This is a genomic window from Streptomyces sp. NPDC000229 (genome assembly GCF_040300825.1).
Classification (GTDB): Bacteria; Actinomycetota; Actinomycetes; order Streptomycetales; family Streptomycetaceae; genus Streptomyces.
Genome location: NZ_JBEPEL010000045.1, coordinates 25,462 through 47,180, shown reverse-complemented (window position 1 = coordinate 47,180; position 21,719 = coordinate 25,462). Strand labels below are relative to the sequence as shown.

Annotated in this window: 21 protein-coding genes; 14 read left to right on the top strand and 7 right to left on the bottom strand. The window is 74.1% G+C overall.

Going from position 1 to position 21,719, the window contains the following annotated elements; genetic code table 11:
* Positions 1–17: 17 nt before the first annotated feature.
* Genes ABT360_RS21690 through ABT360_RS21680 form a run of 3 tightly spaced genes read left to right on the top strand, consistent with a single transcriptional unit; the run spans position 18 to position 2,154 of the window.
* Positions 18–500: a DUF2771 domain-containing protein gene (locus tag ABT360_RS21690; RefSeq protein WP_351818822.1), complete on the top strand. Its 483-nt coding sequence runs from the start codon at positions 18–20 to the stop codon at positions 498–500.
* A 2-nt stretch (positions 501–502) separates the two neighbouring features.
* A complete protein-coding gene (locus ABT360_RS21685) occupies positions 503–1,315 on the top strand; it encodes a futalosine hydrolase (RefSeq protein WP_351818853.1) in 813 nt (270 codons plus the stop codon).
* An 11-nt stretch (positions 1,316–1,326) separates the two neighbouring features.
* Positions 1,327–2,154: a 1,4-dihydroxy-6-naphthoate synthase gene (locus tag ABT360_RS21680; protein WP_444852298.1), complete on the top strand. Its 828-nt coding sequence runs from the start codon at positions 1,327–1,329 to the stop codon at positions 2,152–2,154.
* 141 nt (positions 2,155–2,295) lie between these two features.
* Here ABT360_RS21680 and ABT360_RS21675 read toward each other — a convergent pair whose 3' ends face one another.
* The gene (locus ABT360_RS21675; protein WP_189550285.1) at positions 2,296–2,679 is read right to left on the bottom strand and encodes a cold-shock protein; all 384 of its coding nucleotides are present in this window, start codon (positions 2,677–2,679) and stop codon (positions 2,296–2,298) included.
* A gap of 151 nt (positions 2,680–2,830) precedes the next feature.
* Between ABT360_RS21675 and ABT360_RS21670 the strand changes: the two genes are divergently transcribed.
* Entirely contained in the window at positions 2,831–3,079 is a 249-nt protein-coding gene (locus tag ABT360_RS21670; RefSeq protein ID WP_351818815.1) for a hypothetical protein, read from the top strand.
* On the opposite strand, the gene ABT360_RS21665 is transcribed toward ABT360_RS21670, so the two are convergent.
* Entirely contained in the window at positions 3,058–3,687 is a 630-nt protein-coding gene (locus ABT360_RS21665; protein ID WP_351818812.1) for an HAD family hydrolase, read from the bottom strand. The two genes, ABT360_RS21670 and ABT360_RS21665, sit on opposite strands and share 22 nt — an antisense overlap.
* Positions 3,688–3,768: 81 nt before the next feature.
* Positions 3,769–4,728 (bottom strand): hypothetical protein, encoded by a 960-nt coding sequence (locus ABT360_RS21660; protein ID WP_351818810.1) that lies wholly within the window; start codon positions 4,726–4,728, stop codon positions 3,769–3,771.
* A gap of 96 nt (positions 4,729–4,824) precedes the next feature.
* Between ABT360_RS21660 and ABT360_RS21655 the strand changes: the two genes are divergently transcribed.
* From ABT360_RS21655 to ABT360_RS21645, 3 genes are all read left to right on the top strand, one after another.
* Complete coding sequence (locus ABT360_RS21655; protein ID WP_351818850.1) at positions 4,825–7,479, top strand: helicase C-terminal domain-containing protein; 2,655 nt, start codon at positions 4,825–4,827, stop codon at positions 7,477–7,479.
* Between the two features lie 349 nt (positions 7,480–7,828).
* The gene (locus ABT360_RS21650) at positions 7,829–7,981 is read left to right on the top strand and encodes a hypothetical protein (RefSeq protein WP_351818807.1); all 153 of its coding nucleotides are present in this window, start codon (positions 7,829–7,831) and stop codon (positions 7,979–7,981) included.
* 151 nt (positions 7,982–8,132) lie between these two features.
* Positions 8,133–9,800 carry a DNA repair helicase XPB gene (locus ABT360_RS21645; RefSeq protein ID WP_351818804.1) on the top strand — a complete coding sequence of 556 codons (1,668 nt, stop codon included), beginning with the start codon at positions 8,133–8,135 and terminating at the stop codon, positions 9,798–9,800.
* A gap of 18 nt (positions 9,801–9,818) precedes the next feature.
* On the opposite strand, the gene ABT360_RS21640 is transcribed toward ABT360_RS21645, so the two are convergent.
* The gene (locus ABT360_RS21640; protein ID WP_351818801.1) at positions 9,819–9,992 is read right to left on the bottom strand and encodes a hypothetical protein; all 174 of its coding nucleotides are present in this window, start codon (positions 9,990–9,992) and stop codon (positions 9,819–9,821) included.
* A 302-nt stretch (positions 9,993–10,294) separates the two neighbouring features.
* On the opposite strand from ABT360_RS21640, the gene ABT360_RS21635 reads away from it, so the two are divergent.
* Positions 10,295–12,241, top strand: a complete 1,947-nt coding sequence (locus ABT360_RS21635) for a HelD family protein (protein ID WP_351818848.1) — start codon at positions 10,295–10,297, stop codon at positions 12,239–12,241.
* 243 nt (positions 12,242–12,484) lie between these two features.
* Here ABT360_RS21635 and ABT360_RS21630 read toward each other — a convergent pair whose 3' ends face one another.
* On the bottom strand, positions 12,485–14,734 hold the full coding sequence (locus ABT360_RS21630; protein WP_351818798.1) for a heavy metal translocating P-type ATPase: 2,250 nt from the start codon (positions 14,732–14,734) through the stop codon (positions 12,485–12,487).
* Positions 14,735–14,913: 179 nt separating this feature from the next.
* Between ABT360_RS21630 and ABT360_RS21625 the strand changes: the two genes are divergently transcribed.
* The 4 genes from ABT360_RS21625 (at position 14,914) to ABT360_RS21610 (ending at position 19,147) form a co-directional block, all read left to right on the top strand.
* Positions 14,914–15,768: a hypothetical protein gene (locus tag ABT360_RS21625; RefSeq protein ID WP_351818795.1), complete on the top strand. Its 855-nt coding sequence runs from the start codon at positions 14,914–14,916 to the stop codon at positions 15,766–15,768.
* Between the two features lie 39 nt (positions 15,769–15,807).
* Positions 15,808–16,509 carry a copper homeostasis protein CutC gene (locus ABT360_RS21620; RefSeq protein WP_351818792.1) on the top strand — a complete coding sequence of 234 codons (702 nt, stop codon included), beginning with the start codon at positions 15,808–15,810 and terminating at the stop codon, positions 16,507–16,509.
* A 700-nt stretch (positions 16,510–17,209) separates the two neighbouring features.
* A complete protein-coding gene (locus tag ABT360_RS21615; RefSeq protein ID WP_351818789.1) occupies positions 17,210–17,869 on the top strand; it encodes an HD domain-containing protein in 660 nt (219 codons plus the stop codon).
* A gap of 54 nt (positions 17,870–17,923) precedes the next feature.
* Positions 17,924–19,147 carry a Cmx/CmrA family chloramphenicol efflux MFS transporter gene (locus ABT360_RS21610; RefSeq protein ID WP_351818845.1) on the top strand — a complete coding sequence of 408 codons (1,224 nt, stop codon included), beginning with the start codon at positions 17,924–17,926 and terminating at the stop codon, positions 19,145–19,147.
* Here the strand turns inward: ABT360_RS21610 and ABT360_RS21605 are convergent.
* Positions 19,101–19,370 (bottom strand): DUF4031 domain-containing protein, encoded by a 270-nt coding sequence (locus ABT360_RS21605; protein WP_351818786.1) that lies wholly within the window; start codon positions 19,368–19,370, stop codon positions 19,101–19,103. The two genes, ABT360_RS21610 and ABT360_RS21605, sit on opposite strands and share 47 nt — an antisense overlap.
* The gene (locus ABT360_RS21600) at positions 19,367–19,723 is read right to left on the bottom strand and encodes a hypothetical protein (protein WP_351818783.1); all 357 of its coding nucleotides are present in this window, start codon (positions 19,721–19,723) and stop codon (positions 19,367–19,369) included. The genes ABT360_RS21605 and ABT360_RS21600 overlap by 4 nt, the downstream gene beginning before the upstream one ends.
* Positions 19,724–19,788: 65 nt before the next feature.
* Between ABT360_RS21600 and ABT360_RS21595 the strand changes: the two genes are divergently transcribed.
* A complete protein-coding gene (locus tag ABT360_RS21595; RefSeq protein WP_351818780.1) occupies positions 19,789–20,733 on the top strand; it encodes a MurR/RpiR family transcriptional regulator in 945 nt (314 codons plus the stop codon).
* A gap of 22 nt (positions 20,734–20,755) precedes the next feature.
* Positions 20,756–21,658, top strand: coding sequence for an N-acetylmuramic acid 6-phosphate etherase (gene murQ, locus ABT360_RS21590; RefSeq protein WP_351818777.1), 903 nt, complete (start codon positions 20,756–20,758; stop codon positions 21,656–21,658).
* The last annotated feature ends 61 nt before the right edge of the window (positions 21,659–21,719 follow it).

Below are 21,719 nucleotides of genomic sequence, written 5' to 3'. Positions count from 1 at the left end.
CGTATAGCCTTCGAGCCATGACCGTTGCGTTCACTTCCGGTAAGGCCCGCCGGGCCGGCGTCGCTCTGGGTGCCGTCTCCGCCGGACTCCTCGTACTCTCCGCATGCGGCTCCAAGCCGACCCCGCTCGCGACCGTGACGGTCGGGTCCGACTCGGTCAACGCCGAAGCGACCTGCTACAACGACGGCGAAGCGATCAAGGAGTCGCAGATCCAGACCTGCCTGGACAAGAAGGCGGAGAAGACCATCACCGTCTCGGCCGACGACCGGATCCGCTTCGGCGTCGACCCCGAGATCGCCGAGAACGGCTGGACGCTGTTCATCGGCGGCCAGCGCGCCGAGCAGGAGCCCTACAAGAAGACGTACCGGTCGATCCCGGCCAGCGCGTTCCTCTCCAGCCAGACCGGTGAGACCGCGAACTCGGCACAGATCAGCATCGTCGAGACCAGCGGCAAGAAGCTGACGGGCATCTGGCACTTCGAGCTGAAGAAGGAATCCTGACCCTGCGCGTCCTCGTCGTGACGGCGGTGGCAGCGGAGTCGGACTCCGTCACCGCCGGCCTCGACGGCTACGCGGCGTCCGCCCCGCGCGTCCTCGCGTCGGGCCGCACCGTGACGCGCCTGCACCGTCCGGCACCCGGCCCCCGCGCCGCGGGTCCGCCGGCACGGCACGCTCCGGAGGCCTCCGGGGCGGCGCCCGTGATCCTCGGGGCCGCACCGGACGGAGCGGTCGTGGACGTCGTCGCGGGGGGCGTCGGCCCCGCCGCCGCGGCCGTCGCGGCGACCAGCGCGCTCGCCGCAGCGCCGTACGCGTACGACCTCGTCGTCTCCACCGGCATCGGCGGTGGCTTCCCTCCGCACGCGCCCCTCGGGGCGGTCGTCGTGTCCGACGCGATCGTCGCCGCCGACCTGGGGGCCGACACGCCCGAGGGGTACGTCGCCGTCGAGGAGCTGGGCTTCGGCCGCTCCGTCCACCTGCCGCCGCCCGGGCTGACCGGCCGGATCGCCGAGGCCCTCCACGAGGGCGGGCAGCGGCACGTCGTCGCGCCGGTGCTGACCGCGTCCACGGTCACCGGCACCGCCGCCCGCACCGCCGAGCTGATCGCCCGTCACCCCCGCGCCGGGGCCGAGGCGATGGAGGGGTTCGGCGTCGCCGAGGCGGCCACCGCCCACGGCGTACCCGTCGTCGAGCTCCGCGCCGTCTCCAACACCGTCGGCCCGCGCGACCGGGCCGCCTGGCGGATCGGCGAGGCGCTGGAGTCCCTGCGGCGCACCTTCCAGTTGCTCGGCACCACCGTCTTCCTGGAGGACCTGTGACCCCCGTGCGGATCGCTTACTCCCCCTGCCCGAACGACACGTTCGTCTTCCACGCCTGGGCACACGGCCTCGTCCCCGGCGCGCCCGCGCTCGATGTGACGTTCGCGGACATCGACATCACCAACGGGATGGCCGAGCGGGGTGAGCTGGACGTCCTGAAGGTGTCGTACGCCGTGCTGCCGTGGGTCCTGGACGAGTACGCCCTGCTGCCGTGCGGCGGCGCGCTGGGCCACGGAGTGGGGCCGCTGGTCCTGACCCGCGAGCCGGGGCTGGATCTCGCGGGCCGCACGGTCGCGGTGCCGAGCGAACGCTCGACCGCGTACCTGCTGTTCCGGCTGTGGGCGGCGGACGTCGTCCCGGGCGGGGTCGGCGAGGTCGTGGTGATGCCGTTCCACGAGATCATGCCCGCCGTGCGGGACGGCAGGGTCGACGCGGGCCTGGTCATCCACGAGGCCCGGTTCACCTACCAGCGGTACGGCCTGCACCGCCTCGCCGACATGGGCGAGCACTGGGAGGCCACGACGGGGCTGCCGATCCCGCTGGGCGCGATCATCGCGAAGCGCTCGCTGGGCTCGGACACGCTGAAGCTGCTCGCCGAGTCGGCGCGCGCATCGGTCCGTATGGCCTGGGACGACCCGGAGGCGTCGCGCCCGTACGTACGGGAACACGCCCAGGAGATGGACCGGTCCGTGGCCGATCAGCACATCGGGCTCTACGTCAACGCCTTCACGGCCGACCTCGGCGAAGCCGGCTACGCGGCGGTCCGCGCCCTGCTGACCCGCGCGGCGGCCGAGGGCCTCGTCCCGCCCCTGAAGCCCGACGCGCTGTCCTTCCCCTGACGGCCGCCCCGCCCTGGATCCCGACGCGCTGTCCTTCGTGTGACGGCCGCCTCCGGCCGGTGGCCGGAGGCGGGTCGGGAGAGCCAGGGTCTTTCGTTTGGATCAGGCGTCACGAGCCCAGCAAGATCCGAACGAGAGGCCCTAGACGTCCAGCTGGTCGGCGACCGCCCGCAGCAGGCCGGCGATCTTCTTGCCGTGGACCTTGTCCGGGTAGCGGCCGCGCTCCAGCATCGGGGTGATGTTCTCCAGCAGCGTCGTCAGGTCCTGGACGATCGACGCCAGTTCGTCCGGCTTGCGCCGCTGCGCCGCCGCGACCGACGGGGTCGGGTCGAGGACCGTCACCGAAAGCGCCTGGTCACCGCGCTGGCCCGCGACCACGCCGAACTCGACGCGCTGGCCGGGCTTGAGGGCCTCGACTCCGGCAGGGAGCACCGACGAGTGCACGAAGACGTCGCCGCCGTCGTCGCGGGAGAGAAAGCCGAAGCCCTTCTCGCTGTTGAACCACTTGACCTTGCCGGTAGGCACGTCTGTCCTCGTCCTCGTACTCGATAAAAAACTGGCTCTGGATAGCACTACAGCGGGCCGCACGGCCCGCCAAGACCAAGGCTAATGGTCCAGCGGCTGCTGACAAGACGTCGCCGGTCTGTTCCTCCGGCCAGGGAACTACCCTGGCCGAATGCATAGTGAAACCCCCGCGAGCGGCGCCGCCCCCGGCGACGGCCTCGTCCGTGCCGGCGGGATCGTCTTCATCGTCGGTGCCGTGGCCACTCTCGTCACGGTCGCCCCCCTGTTCCTGGGTACCGATCCGTTCCCGCCGATCGCGTACGCCGTCTGCATGCTGATGGGCGTCGGCTTCGTGATCGCCGGCGCCGGCGTGCTGCGCTCGATCGCGGCCCAGCGCCGTCAGGCCAAGTCGGCCCTGTAGGCGTCCCACCAGGCCGGAAAGGCGGTCAGGTCGGGCAGGACGACGTCCGCGCCGGCCGCCCGCAGCTCGTCCGCGTCGCACGGTCCGGTGGGTATGGAGACGGCGAGGGCGCCGGCCGTGCGGGCGCCGCGCACGTCGCCGATGTGGTCGCCGACGTACACGCTCGCGCCGTGTTCGCGCAGTGCCTCCGCCTTGGCCTCGGCCCACAGCCAGCCGATCACCGCGTCGGGCTCCATTCCCAGGTGCGCGAGGTGGAGCTTGGCGTTCGGCTCGTGCTTGGCGGTGACGACGACGGCCCGGCCGCCCGCCGCGCGAACGGCTTGAATCGCATCCTTCGCGCCCGGCATCGCGAGGGTCGGCTCGATGGCGTACCTGGGGTAGATCTCCCGGTAGCGGTCGCCCATCTCCTGAATCCGGTCCGCCGGGAACCAGTGCGCCAGCTCCTGTTCCAGGGGCGGTCCGAGGCGGGTGACGGCCAGGTCGGCGTCGATCCACACGCCCGTTTCGGCGGACAGCGCCCGGTAGGCGGCGTGGATGCCGGGCCGGGAGTCGATCAGGGTCATGTCGAGGTCGAAGCCGACCGTCGGAGTGGGGACCATGGGGGTCATTGTGCCGGTCGGCCGGTTTCGGCCACCTGCTCGGACCGGCCCCGCTCGTGCGGGGCCGACACGCCCGGGCGGCTCCGGGTGTCAGGTGCGGCGGGCGCGCCAGAGGAGGTAGAGGGCGGAGGCGAGGGCGGCCGCGCGGAGGGTCCAGGGCCAGGCGGCGCCGAGCGCCTCGCCCATCGCGTCGCCGCCCGGCGCGATCGGGTCGCCCCAGCGGCGGTCGAGGCGGCCCCACAGCCAGACCGCGGTGCCCGCGGCGACGGCCCCCGGCAGGCCGAACACCGCCAGTTTCGCCTCCGCACGGCTGAGGCGCCCCGAGGCGTACGCGAGGAGCCAGCCGCCGAGCAGGGCGAGCCACGAGCCGAGGACGACGCCGGCCACCAGCAGCACCGCGGCGGCCACGAGCATGGGGTGGCCGAGCCGCAGTCGGGGCACGGACAGCCGGCGGCGCGCCGGCGCCGGGGCCGGGGGCGCCTCGGGAGCGTCCGGCACCGCGGCCGGGTCAGGGGCCGGGTCGACCGCTTCCGGTTGCGGTTTCGGCGGGGGTTTCAGCATGTCGGGGATCTCCACCCCGCCCTGGAACCCGGGCGGCAGCCCCTCCTGGACACGCCACCAGTCCGGCTGCTCCACCGACACGCCGACCTCGTCCATGCCGGCCAGGTGCGGGCTCCACGCCTCCGCCGCGGGCGTCTCGCGCGAGGGCGGGACTTCCGGGGCGTCGGGGCGTCGGCGGAACCGCGTACGGGGTGTGCGCTGCACCGGTACGGCGGGGCGCGCCGGACCGTCGCCGCCGGACGCGGCCGCGCCCGCCGGACCACCGCCGCCCGACGCGGCCGCGCCGACCACCTCGTCCGGCGTGCCGAGGGCGGTGAGAATGCCGCGCACCGCCCCGGGGCTGTCGTCCTTGGCCCGCCTGCTGTCGATCTCGGCGCGCAGCGAGGCCACGAGCCGCATCCGCGTCTGCGAGGACAGGTGGTGTTGCTGGGCCAGGTCACCCACCCGGCTCAGGTAGTCGAAGACCAGCTGGTCGCTCTCGATCCCCACCGTCACGACGTTAGCGCCTGCGCAGGGGCTAACGTGGTCCGGATGGGGACCGGTGAGCTCGATCGGGAGGCGCACGTGGCCGCAGGAACCGAAGGCATGGGCGGTACGGCGGCTCCGCGCACCCTGGCGGAGGCTCTGCGGGCCCGCGGTGACGAGGGCCTGGCCGCGCTGCTGCGCGCCCGTCCCGACCTGCTGGTTCCCGTTCCGAGCGACCTGACCCAGCTCGCCACCCGGGCCGGGACCCGCGCCAGTGTCGTACGGGCGCTGGAGCGGCTCGACCGGTTCACGCTCCAGACCGCCGAGGCGCTCGCTGTGGCGCCGGACCCGGCCCCGTATCCCGTACTGCTCGGGCTGATGGCCGGCGACGAGGGCGACGCGGAGGTGGTGGCGGCGCTGCCGCGCGCGGTCGGAACCCTGCGCGAACAGGCCTTGTTGTGGGGCGACGACGACCGGCTCCGGCTGGTGCGGACCGCCCGCGAGGTGCTGGCCCCTTCGCCGCAGCACCCTTCCCCCACGGGCCTCGGACCGACGGTCGCGGAGGCGACGGCGGGCATGTCGCCGACCCGGCTCCAGGAGATCATCGCGACGGCGGGGCTGCCGACGACACACGATCCGGTGTCGGCGGTCGCCGCGTTGACGGACCTGTTCACGGACCGGGAGCGGATGGGCGCGCTGCTGGACACCGCGCCGGTGGAGGCCCTGGGGGTGCTGGACCGGCTGGTGTGGGGGCCGCCGTACGGCGAGGTGACGCCGAACCCGGCGCCGCCGGTGCGCTGGTTGCGCGACCGGGGCCTGCTGCTGCCCGCGACGGCGCGCACGGTGGTGCTGCCGCGCGAGGCGGCGCTGCATCTGCGCGCCGGGCGCGCGCACCGGGTGCCCGAGCCGGTGCCGCCCGCCGTCACGCCCGCCCGCGAATACCGTCCACAGGTTGTGGACAGTACGGCGGCGGGCCAGGCGTACACCGCGCTCGCGACCATCGAGGAACTCGCGAAGGAGTGGAACGAGGGCGGCCCTGCGGTACTGCGCGCGGGCGGCATGTCCGTACGGGACCTGAAGCGGACGGCGGTGGCGCTGGACGTCACGGAACAGGTGGCCGCGTTCTGGCTGGAGGTGGCGTACGCGGCGGGGCTGGTCGCGCCGGACGGGGAGGCGGACGAACGGTACGCGCCGACGCCCGCGTTCGACGAGTGGCTGGCCCTCCCGGCCGCCGAGCGGTGGGCGCGGCTCGCCGGGGCGTGGCTGGCCGCGACGCGTACGCCGGGCCTGGTGGGCTCCCAGGACGCCAAGGGGCGCACGCTCGCGGCGCTCGGACCCGACCTCGACCGGGGCGCCGCGCCGGAGGTGCGCCGCCGGGTGCTGACGCTGCTGGCCGGGCTCCCGGCCGGGGCGTCCCCTGACCCCGAGACGCTGCTGGCCCGGCTGCGCTGGGAACGCCCGCTGCGGGACGGGCGGGGCGCCGGGCAGGCGGGCGCGGACCTGCGCGCCCGGCTGGCGAGCTGGACGCTGACGGAGGCGGAACTGCTGGGCGTGACGGGCCGCGGTGCCCTCTCGGCCCACGGCCGGGCCCTGCTGCCCGGCGCCCCGGCCCCCGGCACGGACCACCCGGTGGACGGGCACGCCCCGGAGGCCCACGGGCACACCACCAGCGCGCACGGGCACGCCGCCGACCCGCACGGACACGGGCACGCCCAGGACGCCCACGGGCACGCCCAGGACCAGCCGCGGAGGGCGACCGTCCCCGGCCCGGCCGTGCCCGCGCCCGAGGCGTACAACGGCCGCCGCCCCGCCCACGCCGCCACGGCGACCCACGCGGGCGCCGCCGCGCTCCTCGCGCCGCTGCTGCCCGAGCCGGTCGACCACGTACTGCTCCAGGCGGACCTCACGGCCGTCGCCCCCGGCCCCCTGAAGCGCCCGCTCGCCGACATGCTGGCTGTGGTCGCGGACGTCGAGTCCAAGGGCGGCGCCACGGTGTACCGCTTCACGCCCGCCTCCGTACGCCGCGCCCTCGACGCCGGGCAGGCGGCGGCCGACCTGCACGCCTTCCTCGCGGCCCACTCCCGCACGCCGGTTCCGCAGCCGCTCGCCTACCTCATCGACGACGTCGCGCGGAAGCACGGCCACCTCCGGGTGGGCGCCGCCTCCGCCTACGTACGCTGCGACGACGACGCCGTGCTGGGCGAGATCCTCGCCGACAAGCGGTCGGCGTCCCTGCGGTTGCGGCGCCTCGCGCCCACCGTGCTGGCCGCCCAGGCCGACCCCGCGACACTCCTGGAGGGGCTGCGGTCGATGGGCTTCGCCCCGGCGGCCGAGTCCGCGGAGGGCGACGTCCTGATCACCCGGGCGCACACGTACCGCACCCCGGCGCGCACGGCGCCCGCGCCGGTGCCGGAGGGGCCGCCCGAGCCGGACGCCACGCTGCTGGGCGCGGCCGTGAAGGCGATCCGCGCCGGTGACCTCGCCTCCACGGTCGTCCGCAAGCAGGAGCCGGCCGGCCGCGCGGCGGGGGACGGTGAGCCGCCCCGCACCTCCGCCGCCGAGACCCTCGCCACCGTCCAGGCCGCCGCGATGACCGGCTCCGCCGTCTGGATCGGTTACGTCAACGCCGAGGGCGCCGCCAGCCAGCGCGTCATCGCGCCGGTCCGGGTGGAGGGCGGCTTCGTCACGGCGTACGACCACACGGCGGACGAGGTCCGCACCTACCCGCTGCACCGCATCACGGGTGTGGCGGAACTCGCCGACGACCCGACCTGATCCCGCCCTGCGGCGGATCATGCGCCCGGGCGGCGGATTTACCGCCCGTGAGTGACCCATATCCCACCACAGGGGGACCTTCCGCATGTCCCCGGTGCGGCGTGGGCAGCCACGAGACGTCCCGAACGGCACCACAGGAAAGAGGTCGTCCCATGCGTCGTCGAGTCACCACCGTCCTGCTGACCACCGCCGCGTTCCTCTCCGCGATCACCACCCAGGCCGCCGCCATCGGCATCGATCTCGGGGGCGGCGTCACGCTCTGACCGCCCGCCCCCGCCGCGACCGGGCCCGCACCACCACGGAAGGTGCGGGCCCGTCCCCTTGCGCCGTCCACGGATGAGGAACCGCAATGAGCCGACGTATCGCCCTCCTGCTGACGGGCGCCACCCTGCTGTTCACCGCGCTCGCCACCCCCGCCGCCGCCTCCCCCCTGCCGCCGATCGGCGGCCCCCTGGCCGATCTCCAGATCGAGGGCCCGCTGTTCAACAGCCCCTTGATCTGACCGTCACGGGCGGGCACCTCACCGTCCACGCCACGCCTATTCCTCGTCCCCGTGTGCGGCTACTCATCCACCGCGGCCCGGCTGCTTACGCCGCCGATGCGTAACACTGGATGTTTGGCCACACACCGAGGCCGCCAGGAAAGGGTGAGGCGTGAACGGACCCCTGATCGTCCAGAGCGACAAGACACTGCTGCTCGAAGTCGACCACGAGCAGGCCGACGCCTGCCGACGCGCCATCGCTCCCTTCGCGGAGCTGGAGCGCGCGCCCGAGCACATCCACACCTACCGGGTCACCCCGCTGGGCCTGTGGAACGCGCGGGCGGCCGGGCACGACGCGGAGCAGGTGGTCGACGCGCTGGTCGAGTTCTCCCGCTACCCCGTGCCGCACGCCCTGCTGGTGGACGTCGCCGAGACGATGGCCCGCTACGGGCGGCTCACGCTCTCCAAGCACCCCACGCACGGGCTGGTCCTGACCACCACCGACCGGCCGGTCCTGGAGGAGATCCTCCGCTCCAAGAAGGTGCAGCCGCTGGTCGGCGCGCGCATCGACCCCGACACGGTCGTCGTGCATCCCTCGGAGCGCGGCCAGATCAAGCAGACGCTGCTCAAGCTGGGCTGGCCGGCCGAGGACCTCGCCGGGTACGTGGACGGCGAGGCGCACCGTATCGACCTCGCCGAGGACGGCTGGGCGCTGCGCCCGTACCAGCGGCAGGCCGTCGAGGGCTTCTGGCACGGTGGTTCGGGCGTCGTCGTCCTGCCCTGCGGCGCGGGGAAGACGCTGGTGGGGGCGGGTGCGATGGCGCAGGCCAAGGCGACGACCCTGATCCTGGTGACCAACACCGTCTCCGCCCGCCAGTGGAAGCACGAGCTGGTGAAGCGGACGTCGCTGACCGAGGACGAGATCGGCGAGTACAGCGGGACGAAGAAGGAGATCCGCCCGGTCACCATCGCCACCTACCAGGTGCTGACGACCAAGCGGAAGGGCATCTACCCGCACCTGGAGCTGTTCGACTCCCGCGACTGGGGCCTGATCGTCTACGACGAGGTGCACCTGCTGCCCGCGCCGGTCTTCAAGTTCACCGCCGACCTCCAGGCGCGGCGGCGCCTCGGCCTGACCGCGACGCTGGTGCGCGAGGACGGCCGCGAGTCGGACGTGTTCTCGCTGATCGGTCCGAAGCGGTTCGACGCGCCCTGGAAGGAGATCGAGGCGCAGGGGTACATCGCGCCCGCCGACTGCGTCGAGGTGCGGGTCAACCTCACCGACAGCGAGCGGCTCGCGTACGCGACCGCCGAGACGGAGGAGAAGTACCGCTTCTGCGCGACGACCGCGACCAAGCAGAAGGTCGCGGAGGCGCTGGTGCGGAAGTTCGCCGGCCAGCAGATCCTGGTCATCGGCCAGTACATCGACCAGCTCGACGAGCTGGGCGAGCACCTGGACGCGCCGGTGATCAAGGGCGAGACGCCCAACGCGCAGCGCGAGAAGCTCTTCGAGGCGTTCCGGCAGGGTGAGATCAGCGTGCTGGTGGTGTCGAAGGTGGCGAACTTCTCGATCGACCTGCCGGAGGCGACCGTCGCCATTCAGGTGTCGGGGACCTTCGGGTCCCGCCAGGAGGAGGCACAGCGCCTGGGCCGGGTGCTGCGGCCGAAGGCGGACGGGCACCAGGCGCACTTCTACTCGGTGGTCGCGAGGGACACGATCGACCAGGACTTCGCGGCGCACCGCCAGCGGTTCCTGGCCGAGCAGGGGTACGCGTACCGGATCGTCGACGCGGACGAGCTGTTCTCCCGGGACGCGGATCCGGATCTCAGCGGCGCCTGATCTCAGCGGCGCCCGATCTCAGCGGCGCCTGACGCCGGCCTCCTCGGCGAACTCACCGAGGACGACGACCCCGAACGCCGCTTCGGCGAACACCTTGATCGCGCGCAGGGCGTTGCCGAGGCGGTGGGCGGGGTGCCGTGTCGCGCCGAGGGCGGTGGCTCCGGAGGCGTTGTGGAGGGTGGCTGTGGTCATGTCTCCATGATGGTTTCCGGGACGGGGCGGTACATCGGTCCGCAGACCGAACCCCGGTGCCGTCCGCGTACGACTCCAGGCATACGGCATCCCCTACGGGTCGGATATTCGCTCGCCGCTCCTTCGGCGCGTGGCTAGAATCGCCGGCCTTGCCCGCCTCCCTCTCGTGGAGCGCCGCCCTCCGGTCGGAAACCGGTCGGCCCGCCGTCACCCCGCGTACGACCCCCGGAGGCTTCGCCGTGCCCGATCCGCTCTCCCAGGAGCGCGCCCATCTCGCGGCCTCGCGCGCCGCGCTGCGCGCCATGCGCCAGGACGTCCAGGCCCTGGACATCCGCGACGTCACCGCGAACTGGGTCAACGCCGCCGTGTTGTCGTCGCAGATCGAGGAACGGATCAAGGCGCTCGCCGATCTCTCCCACACGCCGCTGTTCTTCGGGCGGCTGGACTACCTGCCCACCACGCAGGAAGGGCACCGGTTCTACATCGGGCGGCGGCACGTGCACGACGCGGACGGCGACCCGATGGTCGTCGACTGGCGTGCGCCGGTGTCGCAGCCGTTCTACCGGGCGTCGAAGAAGGACCCGCAGGACGTGGCGCTGCGGCGGCGCTTCGGGTACACGGGCGGGGACCTCACGGCGTACGAGGACGAGCACCTGTCCGACCCGGCGGAGGCGGAGAAGGCGTCCAAGCTGCTCCAGGCGGAGATCGAGCGGCCGCGCGTGGGCCCGATGCGGGACATCGTCGCGACCATCCAGCCCGAGCAGGACGAGATCGTACGGTCGGGGCTCGGCGGCACGGTGTGTGTGCAGGGCGGGCCGGGGACGGGCAAGACGGCGGTGGGCCTGCACCGGGTGGCGTACCTGCTGTACGCGCACCGGGAGCGGCTGGCCCGCACCGGCACACTGGTGATCGGCCCGAACCGGTCCTTCCTCCACTACATCGAGCAGGTGCTGCCCGCGCTCGGTGAGTTGGAGGTGAAGCAGGCGACCGTCGACGACCTGGTCGCGCACGTCGAGGTGCGGGGCGCCGACGACCCCGTGGCGGCCGTGGTCAAGGGCGACGCCCGGATGGCCGAGGTGCTGCGGCGGGCCGTGCGGTCGCACGTCACGCTGCCGGCCGAGCCGCTGATGGTGGTGCGCGGTTCGCGGCGCTGGCGGGTGCCCGCGTACGAACTGGAGGAGATCGTGCGCGAGTTGCTCGACCGGGACATCCGGTACGGGGCCGCGCGGGACGCCCTTCCGCAGCGGATCGCTCACGCGGTGCTGGTGCGGATGGAGCAGGCGGGCGAGGCGCCGGACGACCGGGTGCAGGACGCGGTGGCGCGCAACGCGGCGGTGAAGGCGGTCGTCAAGGCGGTGTGGCCCGCCGTCGACCCGGCGAAGCTGGTGCTGCGGCTGCTGTCCGACGCCGAGTTCCTCGCGGAGCACGCGGAGGGGCTGCTGTCCGCCGAGGAGCAGAAGGCCGTGCTGTGGACGAAGCCGCCGCGCTCGGTGAGGTCGGCGAAGTGGTCGGCGGCGGACGCGGTGCTGATCGACGAGGCGGCCGACCTGGTGGAGCGCACGCCGTCGCTGGGCCACGTGGTCCTGGACGAGGCGCAGGACCTGTCACCGATGCAGTACCGGGCGGTGGGGCGACGCTGCTCGACCGGTTCGGCGACCGTGCTGGGCGACCTCGCGCAGGGCACCACGCCGTGGGCGACGGCGAGCTGGGCGGACGCGCTGGCGCACCTGGGCAAGCCGGACGCGGTGGTGGAGGAGCTGACGGCCGGTTTCCGTGTGCCTCGCGAGGTGATCGCGTACGCGTCGCGGCTGCTGCCGCACATGTCGCCGGGGCTGGCGGAGGTGCGGTCGGTGCGTGAGTCGCCGGGCTCGCTGGAGGTACGGCACGTGGAGGACCTGAGCGCGTCGGTGGTGGCGGCGTGCCGCGACTCGCTCCGGCACGAGGGCTCGATCGGCCTGATCGCGGCGGACGCGCGGATTCCGGTGCTGGCGGAGGCGTTGCGGGAGGCCGGCCTGCCCTGGCTGGCCCCGGGCGAGGAGACGTCGGCCCGGTCGCGCCTGACGCTGGTCCCGGCGTCGCTGGCGAAGGGCCTGGAGTACGACTACGTCGTCCTCGACGAGCCGGCGGCGGTCGTCGACGGGGAACCCGACGAGCGCACCGGTCTGCGGCGCCTGTACGTGGCCCTGACGAGGGCGGTCTCGGGCCTGACGGTCCTGCACACGGCGCCGCTGCCGCCGCAGCTGGCCTGACGGGGCGAGGCCCCGTCCGGCCCCGGCACGGAACCGCCCCCGCTCGGGTGACCCCACCGGGTCCACGCGGGCGGCCGGCCCTTGTGGGCGGGGCCTTCAGCGGGCTGCCTCACACGGACGGGGCGTGGTGCCCGCCCCCTGCCGACGGGGACCGCCCGTCGGGTCGCGCCCACGGTGGGCCGCCCACGCCGGTGGGCCCGTCGGGGCTCCGGCCCCAGGGGCGGGGCACGGAGCCCCGGGCGGCTACGCCGCTGCCCTGAAGCCGCGCAGCCGGAGGCTGTTGCCGACCACGAAGACCGACGAGAACGCCATGGCCGCACCCGCGATCATGGGGTTGAGGAGCCCCGCGGCGGCGAGCGGCAGGGCGGCGACGTTGTAGGCGAAGGCCCAGAAGAGGTTGCCCTTGATGGTGGCCAGGGTGCGGCGCGAGAGGCGGATGGCGTCGGCGGCGGCGCGCAGGTCGCCGCGTACCAGCGTCAGGTCGCCCGCCTCGATGGCGGCGTCCGTGCCGGTGCCCATGGCCAGCCCGAGGTCGGCCTGCGCGAGGGCGGCCGCGTCGTTGACGCCGTCGCCGACCATGGCGACCGAGCGGCCCTCGGCCTGGAGGCGCTTGACCACGTCGACCTTGTCCTCCGGCATGACCTCGGCGTACACCTCGTCGATGCCGACCTCGGCGGCCACGGCCTCGGCGACCGCGCGGTTGTCGCCGGTGAGGAGGATGGGCGTGAGGCCCAGAGCGCGGAGGCGCTCGATCGCCTCGGCGCTGGTGTCCTTGACCGCGTCCGCGACCTCCAGGACCGCGCGGGCCTCGCCGTCCCAGGCGACGGCGATGGCGGTACGGCCGGCGGCCTCCGCCTCGTGCCTGGCGCGCTCCAGGGCGGCCGGCAGCCCGATGGACCAGTCGGCCAGCAGTCGCTCGCGGCCGACCAGCACCGCGTGGCCCTCGACGACGCCCTGGACGCCGAGGCCCGCGATGTTGGCGAAGTCCTCGGGGGTGGGGAGGGTGCCGACCTTCTCCGCCGCGCCCGTGGCCACCGCCTTGGCGATGGGGTGCTCGGAGGCGTGCTCCAGGGCGCCCGCGAGACGCAGGACCTCGGCCTCGTCCGTCGACTCGGCGGTGTGGACGGCGAGCAGGGTCATCTTGCCGGTGGTGACGGTGCCGGTCTTGTCGAGGACGATGGTGTCGACCTTGCGGGTGGTCTCCAGGACCTCGGGGCCCTTGATGAGGATGCCGAGCTGGGCCCCGCGCCCGGTGCCGACCATGAGGGCGGTGGGCGTCGCGAGGCCGAGGGCGCACGGGCAGGCGATGATCAGTACGGCGACGGCGGCCGTGAACGCGGCGGTGAGACCGGAGCCGTTGCCGAGCCAGAAGCCGAGCGTGGCGAGCGCCAGGCCGATGACGACGGGCACGAACACGGCGGAGATCCGGTCCGCGAGGCGCTGGGCCGCGGCCTTGCCGTTCTGCGCGTCCTCCACCAGCTTCGCCATGCGGGCCAGCTGGGTGTCGGCGCCGACCCGGGTGGCCTCGACGACCAGCCGGCCGCCGGCGTTGAGGGTGGCGCCCGTGACGGCGTCGCCGACGCCCACCTCGACCGGCACGGACTCGCCCGTGAGCATGGAGGCGTCCACGGCGGAGGTGCCCTCGGCGACCGTGCCGTCGGTGGCGATCTTCTCGCCGGGCCGGACCAGGAAACGGTCGCCGACCCGCAGGTCCCCCACCGGGATCAGGGTTTCCCGGTCGCCGCGCAGCACGGTGACGTCCTTGGCGCCCAGCTCCAGCAGGGCCCTCAGCGCCGCGCCCGCCTTGCGCTTGGAGCGGGCCTCGAAGTAGCGGCCGGCCAGGATGAACGCGGTGACACCGGCGGCGGCCTCCAGGTAGATGTTCCCGGCGCCGTCACTGCGGGCGATGGTCAGCTCGAAGGGGTGCGTCATGCCGGGCGTGCCGGCCGTGCCGAAGAACAGCGCCCACAGCGACCACAGGAACGCCGCCGACGTACCGACCGAGATGAGCGTGTCCATCGTCGCGGCGCCGTGCCGGGCGTTGGTGAAGGCGGCGCGGTGGAAGGGCCAGGCGGCGTAGGTGACGACCGGCGCGGCCAGGGTCAGGGAGAGCCACTGCCAGTACTCGATCTGGAGAGCCGGGACCATGGCCATGGCGATCACGGGTACGGAGAGGACGACGGCCGTGACGAGGCGCTGCCGCAGCGGACGCAGCTCGTCGGGCTGCCGCTCCTCGTGGACCTCGGGCGCCGGGGGCGCGGGCTCCTCGGCGGTGTAGCCGGTCGCCTCGACGGTGGCGATGAGGTCGGCCACCCGCACCCCGTCGGCGTACGTCACCTTCGCCTTCTCGGTGGCGTAGTTGACGGTCGCGGTGACGCCGTCCATGCGGTTGAGCTTCTTCTCGATACGGGCCGCGCACGAGGCGCAGGTCATGCCGCCGATGGCGAGCTCGACCTCGGCCGCGGGGCCGGGTGTCGTCGTCGTGGTGCTCATGGGTGCTGCTCCTCGCCGATTGATACCCCGACAGGGTATGTCGTCCTCGATGGGTCCATGTATACCCCCAGGGGGTATCAGGAGGCAAGCGATCGACTGACTTGACTTGATACCCCAGGGGGGTATGGTGGCGGGCATGGGAGAACGCACGTCCCAGCCCTATGACCACGGGAGTCGCCATGAACACCGGAGTGAAGATCACCGCTTTCGCCGCCGCGCTCGCCGCGACCTTCGGCACGGCGTACGGGGTGGGGAAAGGCGTCGGCCCGGTCGTCGCGGCGGAAGAGCGCCCGGCCGCGCGGCACGGAGGCCACGACACGCCACCGGCGGCGGCCTCCGTCACCCCCGGCGGGCTCCAGGTCTCGGAGGGCGGCCACACCCTCGCCCTGGAGCCGTCGGCCCTCACGGCCGGGAAGCGGGGTGAGCTGCGGTTCACCATCCGGGACGCGCACGGGCGCACCGTCACGGCCTACGAGCGTGAGCACGGCAAGGAACTGCACCTCATCCTCGCCTCGCGGGACCTGACCGTGTACCGGCACCTGCACCCCGTGCGGGGAGCCGACGGCACCTGGTCGACCCCGGTCGAGCTGCCCGAGGCCGGTGACTACCGGGCGTTCGCCGACTTCACGCCCGCGGGCGGCAAGGCGCTGACACTCGGGGCGGACCTCGCGGTGGCGGGGGCGTACCGCCCGGCGGCGCTGCCGGCGCCGAGTCGGGCGGCGGAGGTCGACGGCTACCGCGTCGAGCTCGCCGGTACACCCGCGCCGGGGCGGGCGAGCGAGCTGACGCTGAGAATCAGCCGGGGCGGCCGCCCGGTCACGGACCTCCAGCCGTACCTGGGCGCGTACGGCCACCTGGTCGCACTGCGCGCCGGCGACCTCGCCTACCTGCACGTCCACCCGCACGAGGGACCCGCCGGGCCGGAGGTGTCGTTCACGGCGACGGCTCCGAGCACGGGCGCGTACCGGCTCTTCCTGGACTTCAAGCACGACGGGAAGGTGCGTACGGCCGCCTTCACGGTGCACGCGCACTAGGCTGGCATTGGACTAGACCTGTAGCGAATGGAGTCGTCAGTGAGCAACCGTGCAGTCCTGGAGGTGATCGCCCTCGACGCGGAGGACGCGATCGCCGCACAGGCCGGAGGAGCGGACCGCCTCGAACTGGTCACCGACATCGCCGCGGACGGACTCACCCCGTCCCGCGAGACCTACGGCCGGATCCGCGCCGCCGTGGACATCCCGCTGCGCGTGATGCTGCGCCTGGCCGACGGGTTCGCCGCGGGCGACATCGACGCGCTGGTACGGGTGGCCCGGGAGCTGCGGGAGGAGGGTGCCGACGAGTTCGTCCTCGGCTTCCTCGACGCCGACGGCCATGTGGACCTGGTGGCCGTCGAGCGGCTGGTCGCCGAGCTGGAGGGCTGCCGCTGGACGTTCCACCGGGCCCTCGACCGGGCGGTCGACCGGGACGCGGCGCGCAAGCAGCTCGCGGACCTCCCGGGCCTGGACGCGTACCTCACGGCCGGTTCGGCGGCCGGTGTCGACGAGGGCCTGCCGACCCTGCTGGCCGAGGCCGCCGCGGCGCGGCGCGGCGAACCGGGCTACGAGCCGCAGCTCCTGGTGGGCGGCGGCCTCCGGCTGGACCACGTCCCGGAGCTCCTCGCCGGTGGCGCCACCGCCTTCCACATCGGCGGCGCCGCCCGCCCCTCCGGCTGGTCGGCCCCGGTCTCCCCCACCGCGGTCCGCACCTGGCGCACGGCGATCGACGCCGGAGCCTGACCCCCGGCCCCCGTCGCGGGCCGTCGTCCCGCAGGGCGGCCGCCCCCGCCCCTCCCGTGGCGGGCAGTCGTTCCGCAGGGCGGTCGCCCCGCCACCCCCGTTGTGGGCGGTCGCTCCGCGGGGGCTCCTCCCACCCCACCCCCCTCCCGTTGTGGGGAGTCGTTCCGCAGGGCGGCTCCCCACCTCCTCCCGTTGTGGGCAGTCGTTCCGCAGGGCGGTCGCCCCGCCACCCCCGTTGTGGGCAGTCGCTCCGCGGGGGCTCCTCCCACCCCACCCCCTCCCGTTGTGGGCAGTCGTTCCGCAGGGCGGAACGGGTGGGCACAACGGACCGGGGCGGTGCCTGTTCCCGGTTCGCCCCAGGGGCGGTGCGTTGTTCCGGTTCGCCCCGGGGGCGGTGCCTGTTCCCGGTTCGCCCCAGGGGCGGTGCCTGTTCCCGGTTCGCCCCAGGGGCGGTGCGTTGTTCCGGTTCGCCCCGGGGGCGGTGCGTTGTGCCGGTGCGGCCCCGGTGGGCTGCCGGTGGGGGTGGGGCGTGGCCCCTCCGGGCTCACCTCCTCGGGGCCGGCGGCCTCGGGTCACGCGTCAGGGAGCCCCGCCGAAGCCGCCGGCCCCTGCGGGGGCGACCCTGCACGGCCCCACCCCGGTGGTACGACGGCCGCGGGACGTGGGTGGGGGCGCGGGCCCACCCGGCACAATGGCCCCCATGGCGTCCCTTCCCGCTCACCCCGCCCACGATGACCTCCGCCGCCGCTGGGCGTCGGCCGTGCGTGACGCTCCCCATGCCGACCGGTACGCCGACGACCTCCTCGCCCGCTGGGCCGAGCCGCAGCGGCGGTACCACACCACCGATCACCTCCTCGCGGTCCTCGACCGCGTCGACGAGCTCGCGGACCACGCCGACGACCCCGACCTCGTACGCCTCGCCGCCTGGTTCCACGACGCGGTCTACCTCCCCGAGCGGTCCACCAACGAGGAGCGCAGCGCACGGCTCGCCGAGCGCGCCCTGCCCGAGCTGGGCATCGGGGAGGCGGACACGGCGGAGGTCGCCCGCCTGGTCCGGCTGACCGTCACCCATGACCCGGCGGACGGCGACCGCAACGGCGAGGTGCTGTGCGACGCGGACCTCGCGGTCCTGGCCGCCGCGCCCGACGCGTACGCCGCCTACGCCGCGGCCGTCCGGGAGGAGTACGGCTTCGTGCCGGACGACGCGTTCCGCGAAGGCCGCGCGGCGGTGCTGCGGCAGCTGCTGGGCCTGCCGTGCCTGTTCCGTACGCCGCACGGCGCCCGCGTGTGGGAGGAGAGGGCCCGGCAGAACCTGACCACGGAACTGAAGCTGCTGGAGACCGGCGCCCCGGGAATGTAAGGGATCACCGGCGCGTTGACCCCTGGCATGCCGTCATCCGCCGAACGCACCCGCATGCCCCTCGCCGTCTACATCCTCGGCCTGTCCGTCTTCGCGCTCGGCACGAGCGAATTCATGCTGTCCGGGCTGCTGCCGCCGATCGCCGACGACATGGGCGTGTCGATCCCGCGTGCGGGCCTGCTGATATCCGCGTTCGCGATCGGCATGGTGATCGGCGCGCCGCTCCTCGCGGTCGCCACGCTGCGGCTGCCGCGCAAGACCACCCTCATCGCGCTGATCAGCACGTTCGGCGTCGGGCAGCTCGTGGGGGCGCTCGCTCCGTCGTACGGGATCCTCTTCGCGTCCCGCGTGGTCAGCGCGCTCGCCTGCGCGGGGTTCTGGGCGGTGGGCGCGGCCGTGGCGATCGCGATGGTCCCGGTCGGGTCCCGCGCCCGCGCGATGGCGGTGATGATCGGCGGCCTGTCCATCGCGAACGTCCTCGGCGTCCCGGCCGGCGCGTTCCTCGGTGAGCACCTGGGCTGGCGCTCCGCGTTCTGGGCGGTCGGCGCCGCCTCGGCGATCGCCCTGGTGGGCGTGGTGACCCTGATCCCGCGCATCCCCCTGCCCGCCGAGAAGCCGCGGCTGAAGCGCGAGCTGACCATCTACCGCGACCGGCAGGTCTGGCTCGCGGTCGCGGTCACCGCGCTCGCCGCGGGCGGCGTGTTCTGCGCGTTCTCCTACCTGGCGCCGCTGCTCACCGATGTGGCGGGGCTCGACTCCGGCTGGGTGCCGACCGTGCTGGCCCTCTTCGGCATCGGCGCGCTGGTCGGCACGACGGTCGGCGGCCGGGTCGCGGACGCCCACCTGTTCGGGGTGATGCTGAGCGGCATCACGGCGTCGACGCTGTTCCTGGTGGCGCTCGCGGTGTTCGCGTCCAGCCCGGTCGCCACGACCGTTCTCGCCTTCCTGCTCGGTGTCTCGGCGTTCTTCACCGCCCCTGCGCTCAACGCCCGGATGTTCAACGTCGCCGGCGCGGCCCCCACCCTCGCGGGCGCCACCACGACGGCCGCGTTCAACCTCGGCAACACCGGCGGCCCGTGGCTGGGCGGGACGGTCATCGACGCGGGCCTCGGCTTCCCGTCGACGGCCTGGGCGGGCGCGGCCATGACGCTCCTGGGTCTCGCGGCGGCGGCCGTGGCCCTGCGCCTGCACACCTCGACGTCCCGGGTGGTGACCCGGTCGGACAACTCGCTCAGGGAGTCGCCCGCCGCTTCGGGCGCCGCAGGCCCGACTCCGTGAGCCGGCGTACGAGTTCCTTGGAGCCCACCTCGATCGCGCCCGCCGCCACCGCGTCCGCGTACCGCTCGGAGGGCACGTCGTAGTGGTCGCCGTCGAAGGCGCGGGGCGGGGCGCCGATCCGGGCGGCGAAGGCGTGGAGCTCGTCGTACGACACGTCGCTCACCATGTGGGACCACATGCGGCCGTGGCCCGGCCAGTTCGGCGGGTCGATGTAGACCGTCACGTAAGGCCGCCGACCCGCGCCACCACGACACCGGCCTTGCCGCACACCCAGTGCGGGTCGGGGCCCAGCTCCGGCTCCACGTCCAGCGCGTGCGGGTCGCCGGAGCTGCACACCGGGCACAGCGGCCAGCGGCCGTACCGCTCCAGCAGTGCGTCCTGGACGTCCTGCGCGACCAGCCCGGCGACGTACTCGATGCCTTCCGGCCACTGCTCGACCCACCAGCGGCGGTGCGTCACCGCGTTCTCCACGAGCGAGACGACCTCGGCCTCGGCGACCTTCCGCGCCATGAGGTCGGCGAGGACCAGCGCCCGCGCGGCGTGCAGGGCCTGCTCCAGGGGGTCTACGGCGTCCATGGAGCCATTGTCACCCCAGGTCCGGAGGGGTTGACGGCCCACCGGGCTGAAAATACCTTTCAGATGTGACGAAAATCGTGAAGGAAATTTTCAGCAACGGCAGACCCGGCGGGGAGGCCGCCCCCGCCCCCGCCCCGGCCCCGGCCGCCCTCGCCGCCAAGGTCCGCACCCTCGGACCGTCCATGACCCGCTCCATGCAGCGCGTCGCCGAAGCCGTCGCCGCCGACCCCGCCGGCTGCGCCGCCCTCACGGTCACCGGCCTCGCCGAGCTCACCGGCACCAGCGAGGCGACCGTCGTCCGCACCGCCCGCCTCCTCGGCTACCCCGGCTACCGCGACCTGCGCCTCGCCCTCGCCGGGCTCGCCGCCCAGCAGCAGTCCGGGCGGGCGCCCTCCGTCACCGCCGACATCGCCGTCGACGACCCGATAGCGGACGTGGTCGCCAAGCTCGCCCACGACGAGCAGCAGACCCTCGCCGACACCGCCGCCGGACTCGACACCATCCAGCTCGGCGCCGCCGTCACCGCGCTGGCCGCCGCCCGCCGGACCGACATCTACGGCGTCGGCGCCTCCGGCCTCGTCGCCCAGGACCTCGCCCAGAAGCTGCTGCGCATCGGGCTGGTCGCGCACGCCCACAGCGACCCGCACCTCGCCGTCACCAACGCCGTCCAGCTCCGCTCCGGCGACGTCGCCATCGCCATCACCCACTCGGGCTCCACCGGCGACGTCATAGAACCGCTCCGCGTCGCCTTCGACCACGGGGCGACGACCGTCGCGATCACCGGCCGCCCGGACGGCCCAGTCTCCCAGTACGCCGACCACATACTCACCACCTCCACGGCCCGCGAGAGCGAACTGCGCCCCGCCGCCATGTCCTCCCGCACCAGCCAGCTCCTCGTCATCGACTGCCTGTTCACCGGAGTCACGCAGCGTACGTACGACACGGCCGCCCCCGCGCTCTCCGCGTCGTACGAGGCCCTCGCGCACCGCCACTCACCCCGCACCCGCTGACCGGCCGAAAGAGCACGCCCGCATGAACCCCTCCGAACTGTCCGCCCTCACCACGGAAGCCTTCCGCCCCGAGCTCGCGGACATCGACCGCCTGCCCACCGCGGAGATCGCCCGCCTGATGAACGCCGAGGACCGGTCCGTCCCCGGCGCCGTCGCCGGCCAGCTGCCCCGTATCGCCGCCGCCATCGACGCCACCGCCGACCGTATGGCGCACGGCGGCCGTCTCGTCTACGCGGGCGCCGGCACGGCCGGGCGGCTCGGCGTCCTGGACGCCAGCGAATGCCCGCCCACCTTCAACACCGCCCCCACCCAGGTCGTCGGCCTGATCGCGGGTGGCCCGGCCGCCATGCTGGAGGCGGTCGAGGGCGCCGAGGACTCCAAGGACCTGGCAGCCGCCGACCTGGACGCCCTGTCCCTCACCCCCGACGACACGGTCGTCGGCATCTCCGCCTCCGGCCGCACCCCGTACGCCATCGGCGCGGTCGAACACGCCCGCCGCAAGGGCGCCCTGACGATCGGCCTGTCCTGCAACGCGGGCAGCGCCCTCGCGGCCGCAGCCGAGCACGGCATCGAGGTCGTCGTCGGCCCCGAACTCCTCACCGGCTCCACCCGTTTGAAGGCGGGCACCGCCCAGAAGCTGGTCCTCAACATGATCTCGACGATCACGATGATCCGGCTCGGCAAGACGTACGGGAACCTCATGGTCGACGTCCGCGCCTCCAACGAGAAGCTCCGCGCCCGCTCCCACCGGATCGTCGCCCTCGCCACCGGCGCGTCCGACGCCGAGATCGAAGCCGCCCTCACGGCAACGGACGGCGAGGTCAAGCCCGCGATCCTCACGCTCCTGGCGGGCGTCGACCCGGACACGGCCACCCAGCTCCTCACCAAGTCGGGCGGCCACCTGCGAGCGGCACTCGACCAATAGGCGGGGCCCGACCCACCCAGCGGCGCGCACCCGCCGCACACCGCCCGCCCCCTGGCACCAT

Coding starts and splice junctions, on each gene's coding strand:
- ABT360_RS21690 (WP_351818822.1), top strand. CDS start 18: ATGACCGTTGCGTTCACTTCCGGTAAGGCCCGCCGGGCCGGCGTCGCT.
- ABT360_RS21670 (WP_351818815.1), top strand. CDS start 2,831: ATGCATAGTGAAACCCCCGCGAGCGGCGCCGCCCCCGGCGACGGCCTC.
- ABT360_RS21665 (WP_351818812.1), bottom strand. CDS start 3,687: ATGACCCCCATGGTCCCCACTCCGACGGTCGGCTTCGACCTCGACATG.
- ABT360_RS21655 (WP_351818850.1), top strand. CDS start 4,825: ATGGGCGGTACGGCGGCTCCGCGCACCCTGGCGGAGGCTCTGCGGGCC.
- ABT360_RS21650 (WP_351818807.1), top strand. CDS start 7,829: ATGAGCCGACGTATCGCCCTCCTGCTGACGGGCGCCACCCTGCTGTTC.
- ABT360_RS21640 (WP_351818801.1), bottom strand. CDS start 9,992: ATGACCACAGCCACCCTCCACAACGCCTCCGGAGCCACCGCCCTCGGC.
- ABT360_RS21635 (WP_351818848.1), top strand. CDS start 10,295: ATGCGCCAGGACGTCCAGGCCCTGGACATCCGCGACGTCACCGCGAAC.
- ABT360_RS21630 (WP_351818798.1), bottom strand. CDS start 14,734: ATGAGCACCACGACGACGACACCCGGCCCCGCGGCCGAGGTCGAGCTC.
- ABT360_RS21625 (WP_351818795.1), top strand. CDS start 14,914: ATGAACACCGGAGTGAAGATCACCGCTTTCGCCGCCGCGCTCGCCGCG.
- ABT360_RS21615 (WP_351818789.1), top strand. CDS start 17,210: ATGGCGTCCCTTCCCGCTCACCCCGCCCACGATGACCTCCGCCGCCGC.
- ABT360_RS21610 (WP_351818845.1), top strand. CDS start 17,924: ATGCCCCTCGCCGTCTACATCCTCGGCCTGTCCGTCTTCGCGCTCGGC.
- ABT360_RS21600 (WP_351818783.1), bottom strand. CDS start 19,723: ATGGACGCCGTAGACCCCCTGGAGCAGGCCCTGCACGCCGCGCGGGCG.
- murQ (WP_351818777.1), top strand. CDS start 20,756: ATGAACCCCTCCGAACTGTCCGCCCTCACCACGGAAGCCTTCCGCCCC.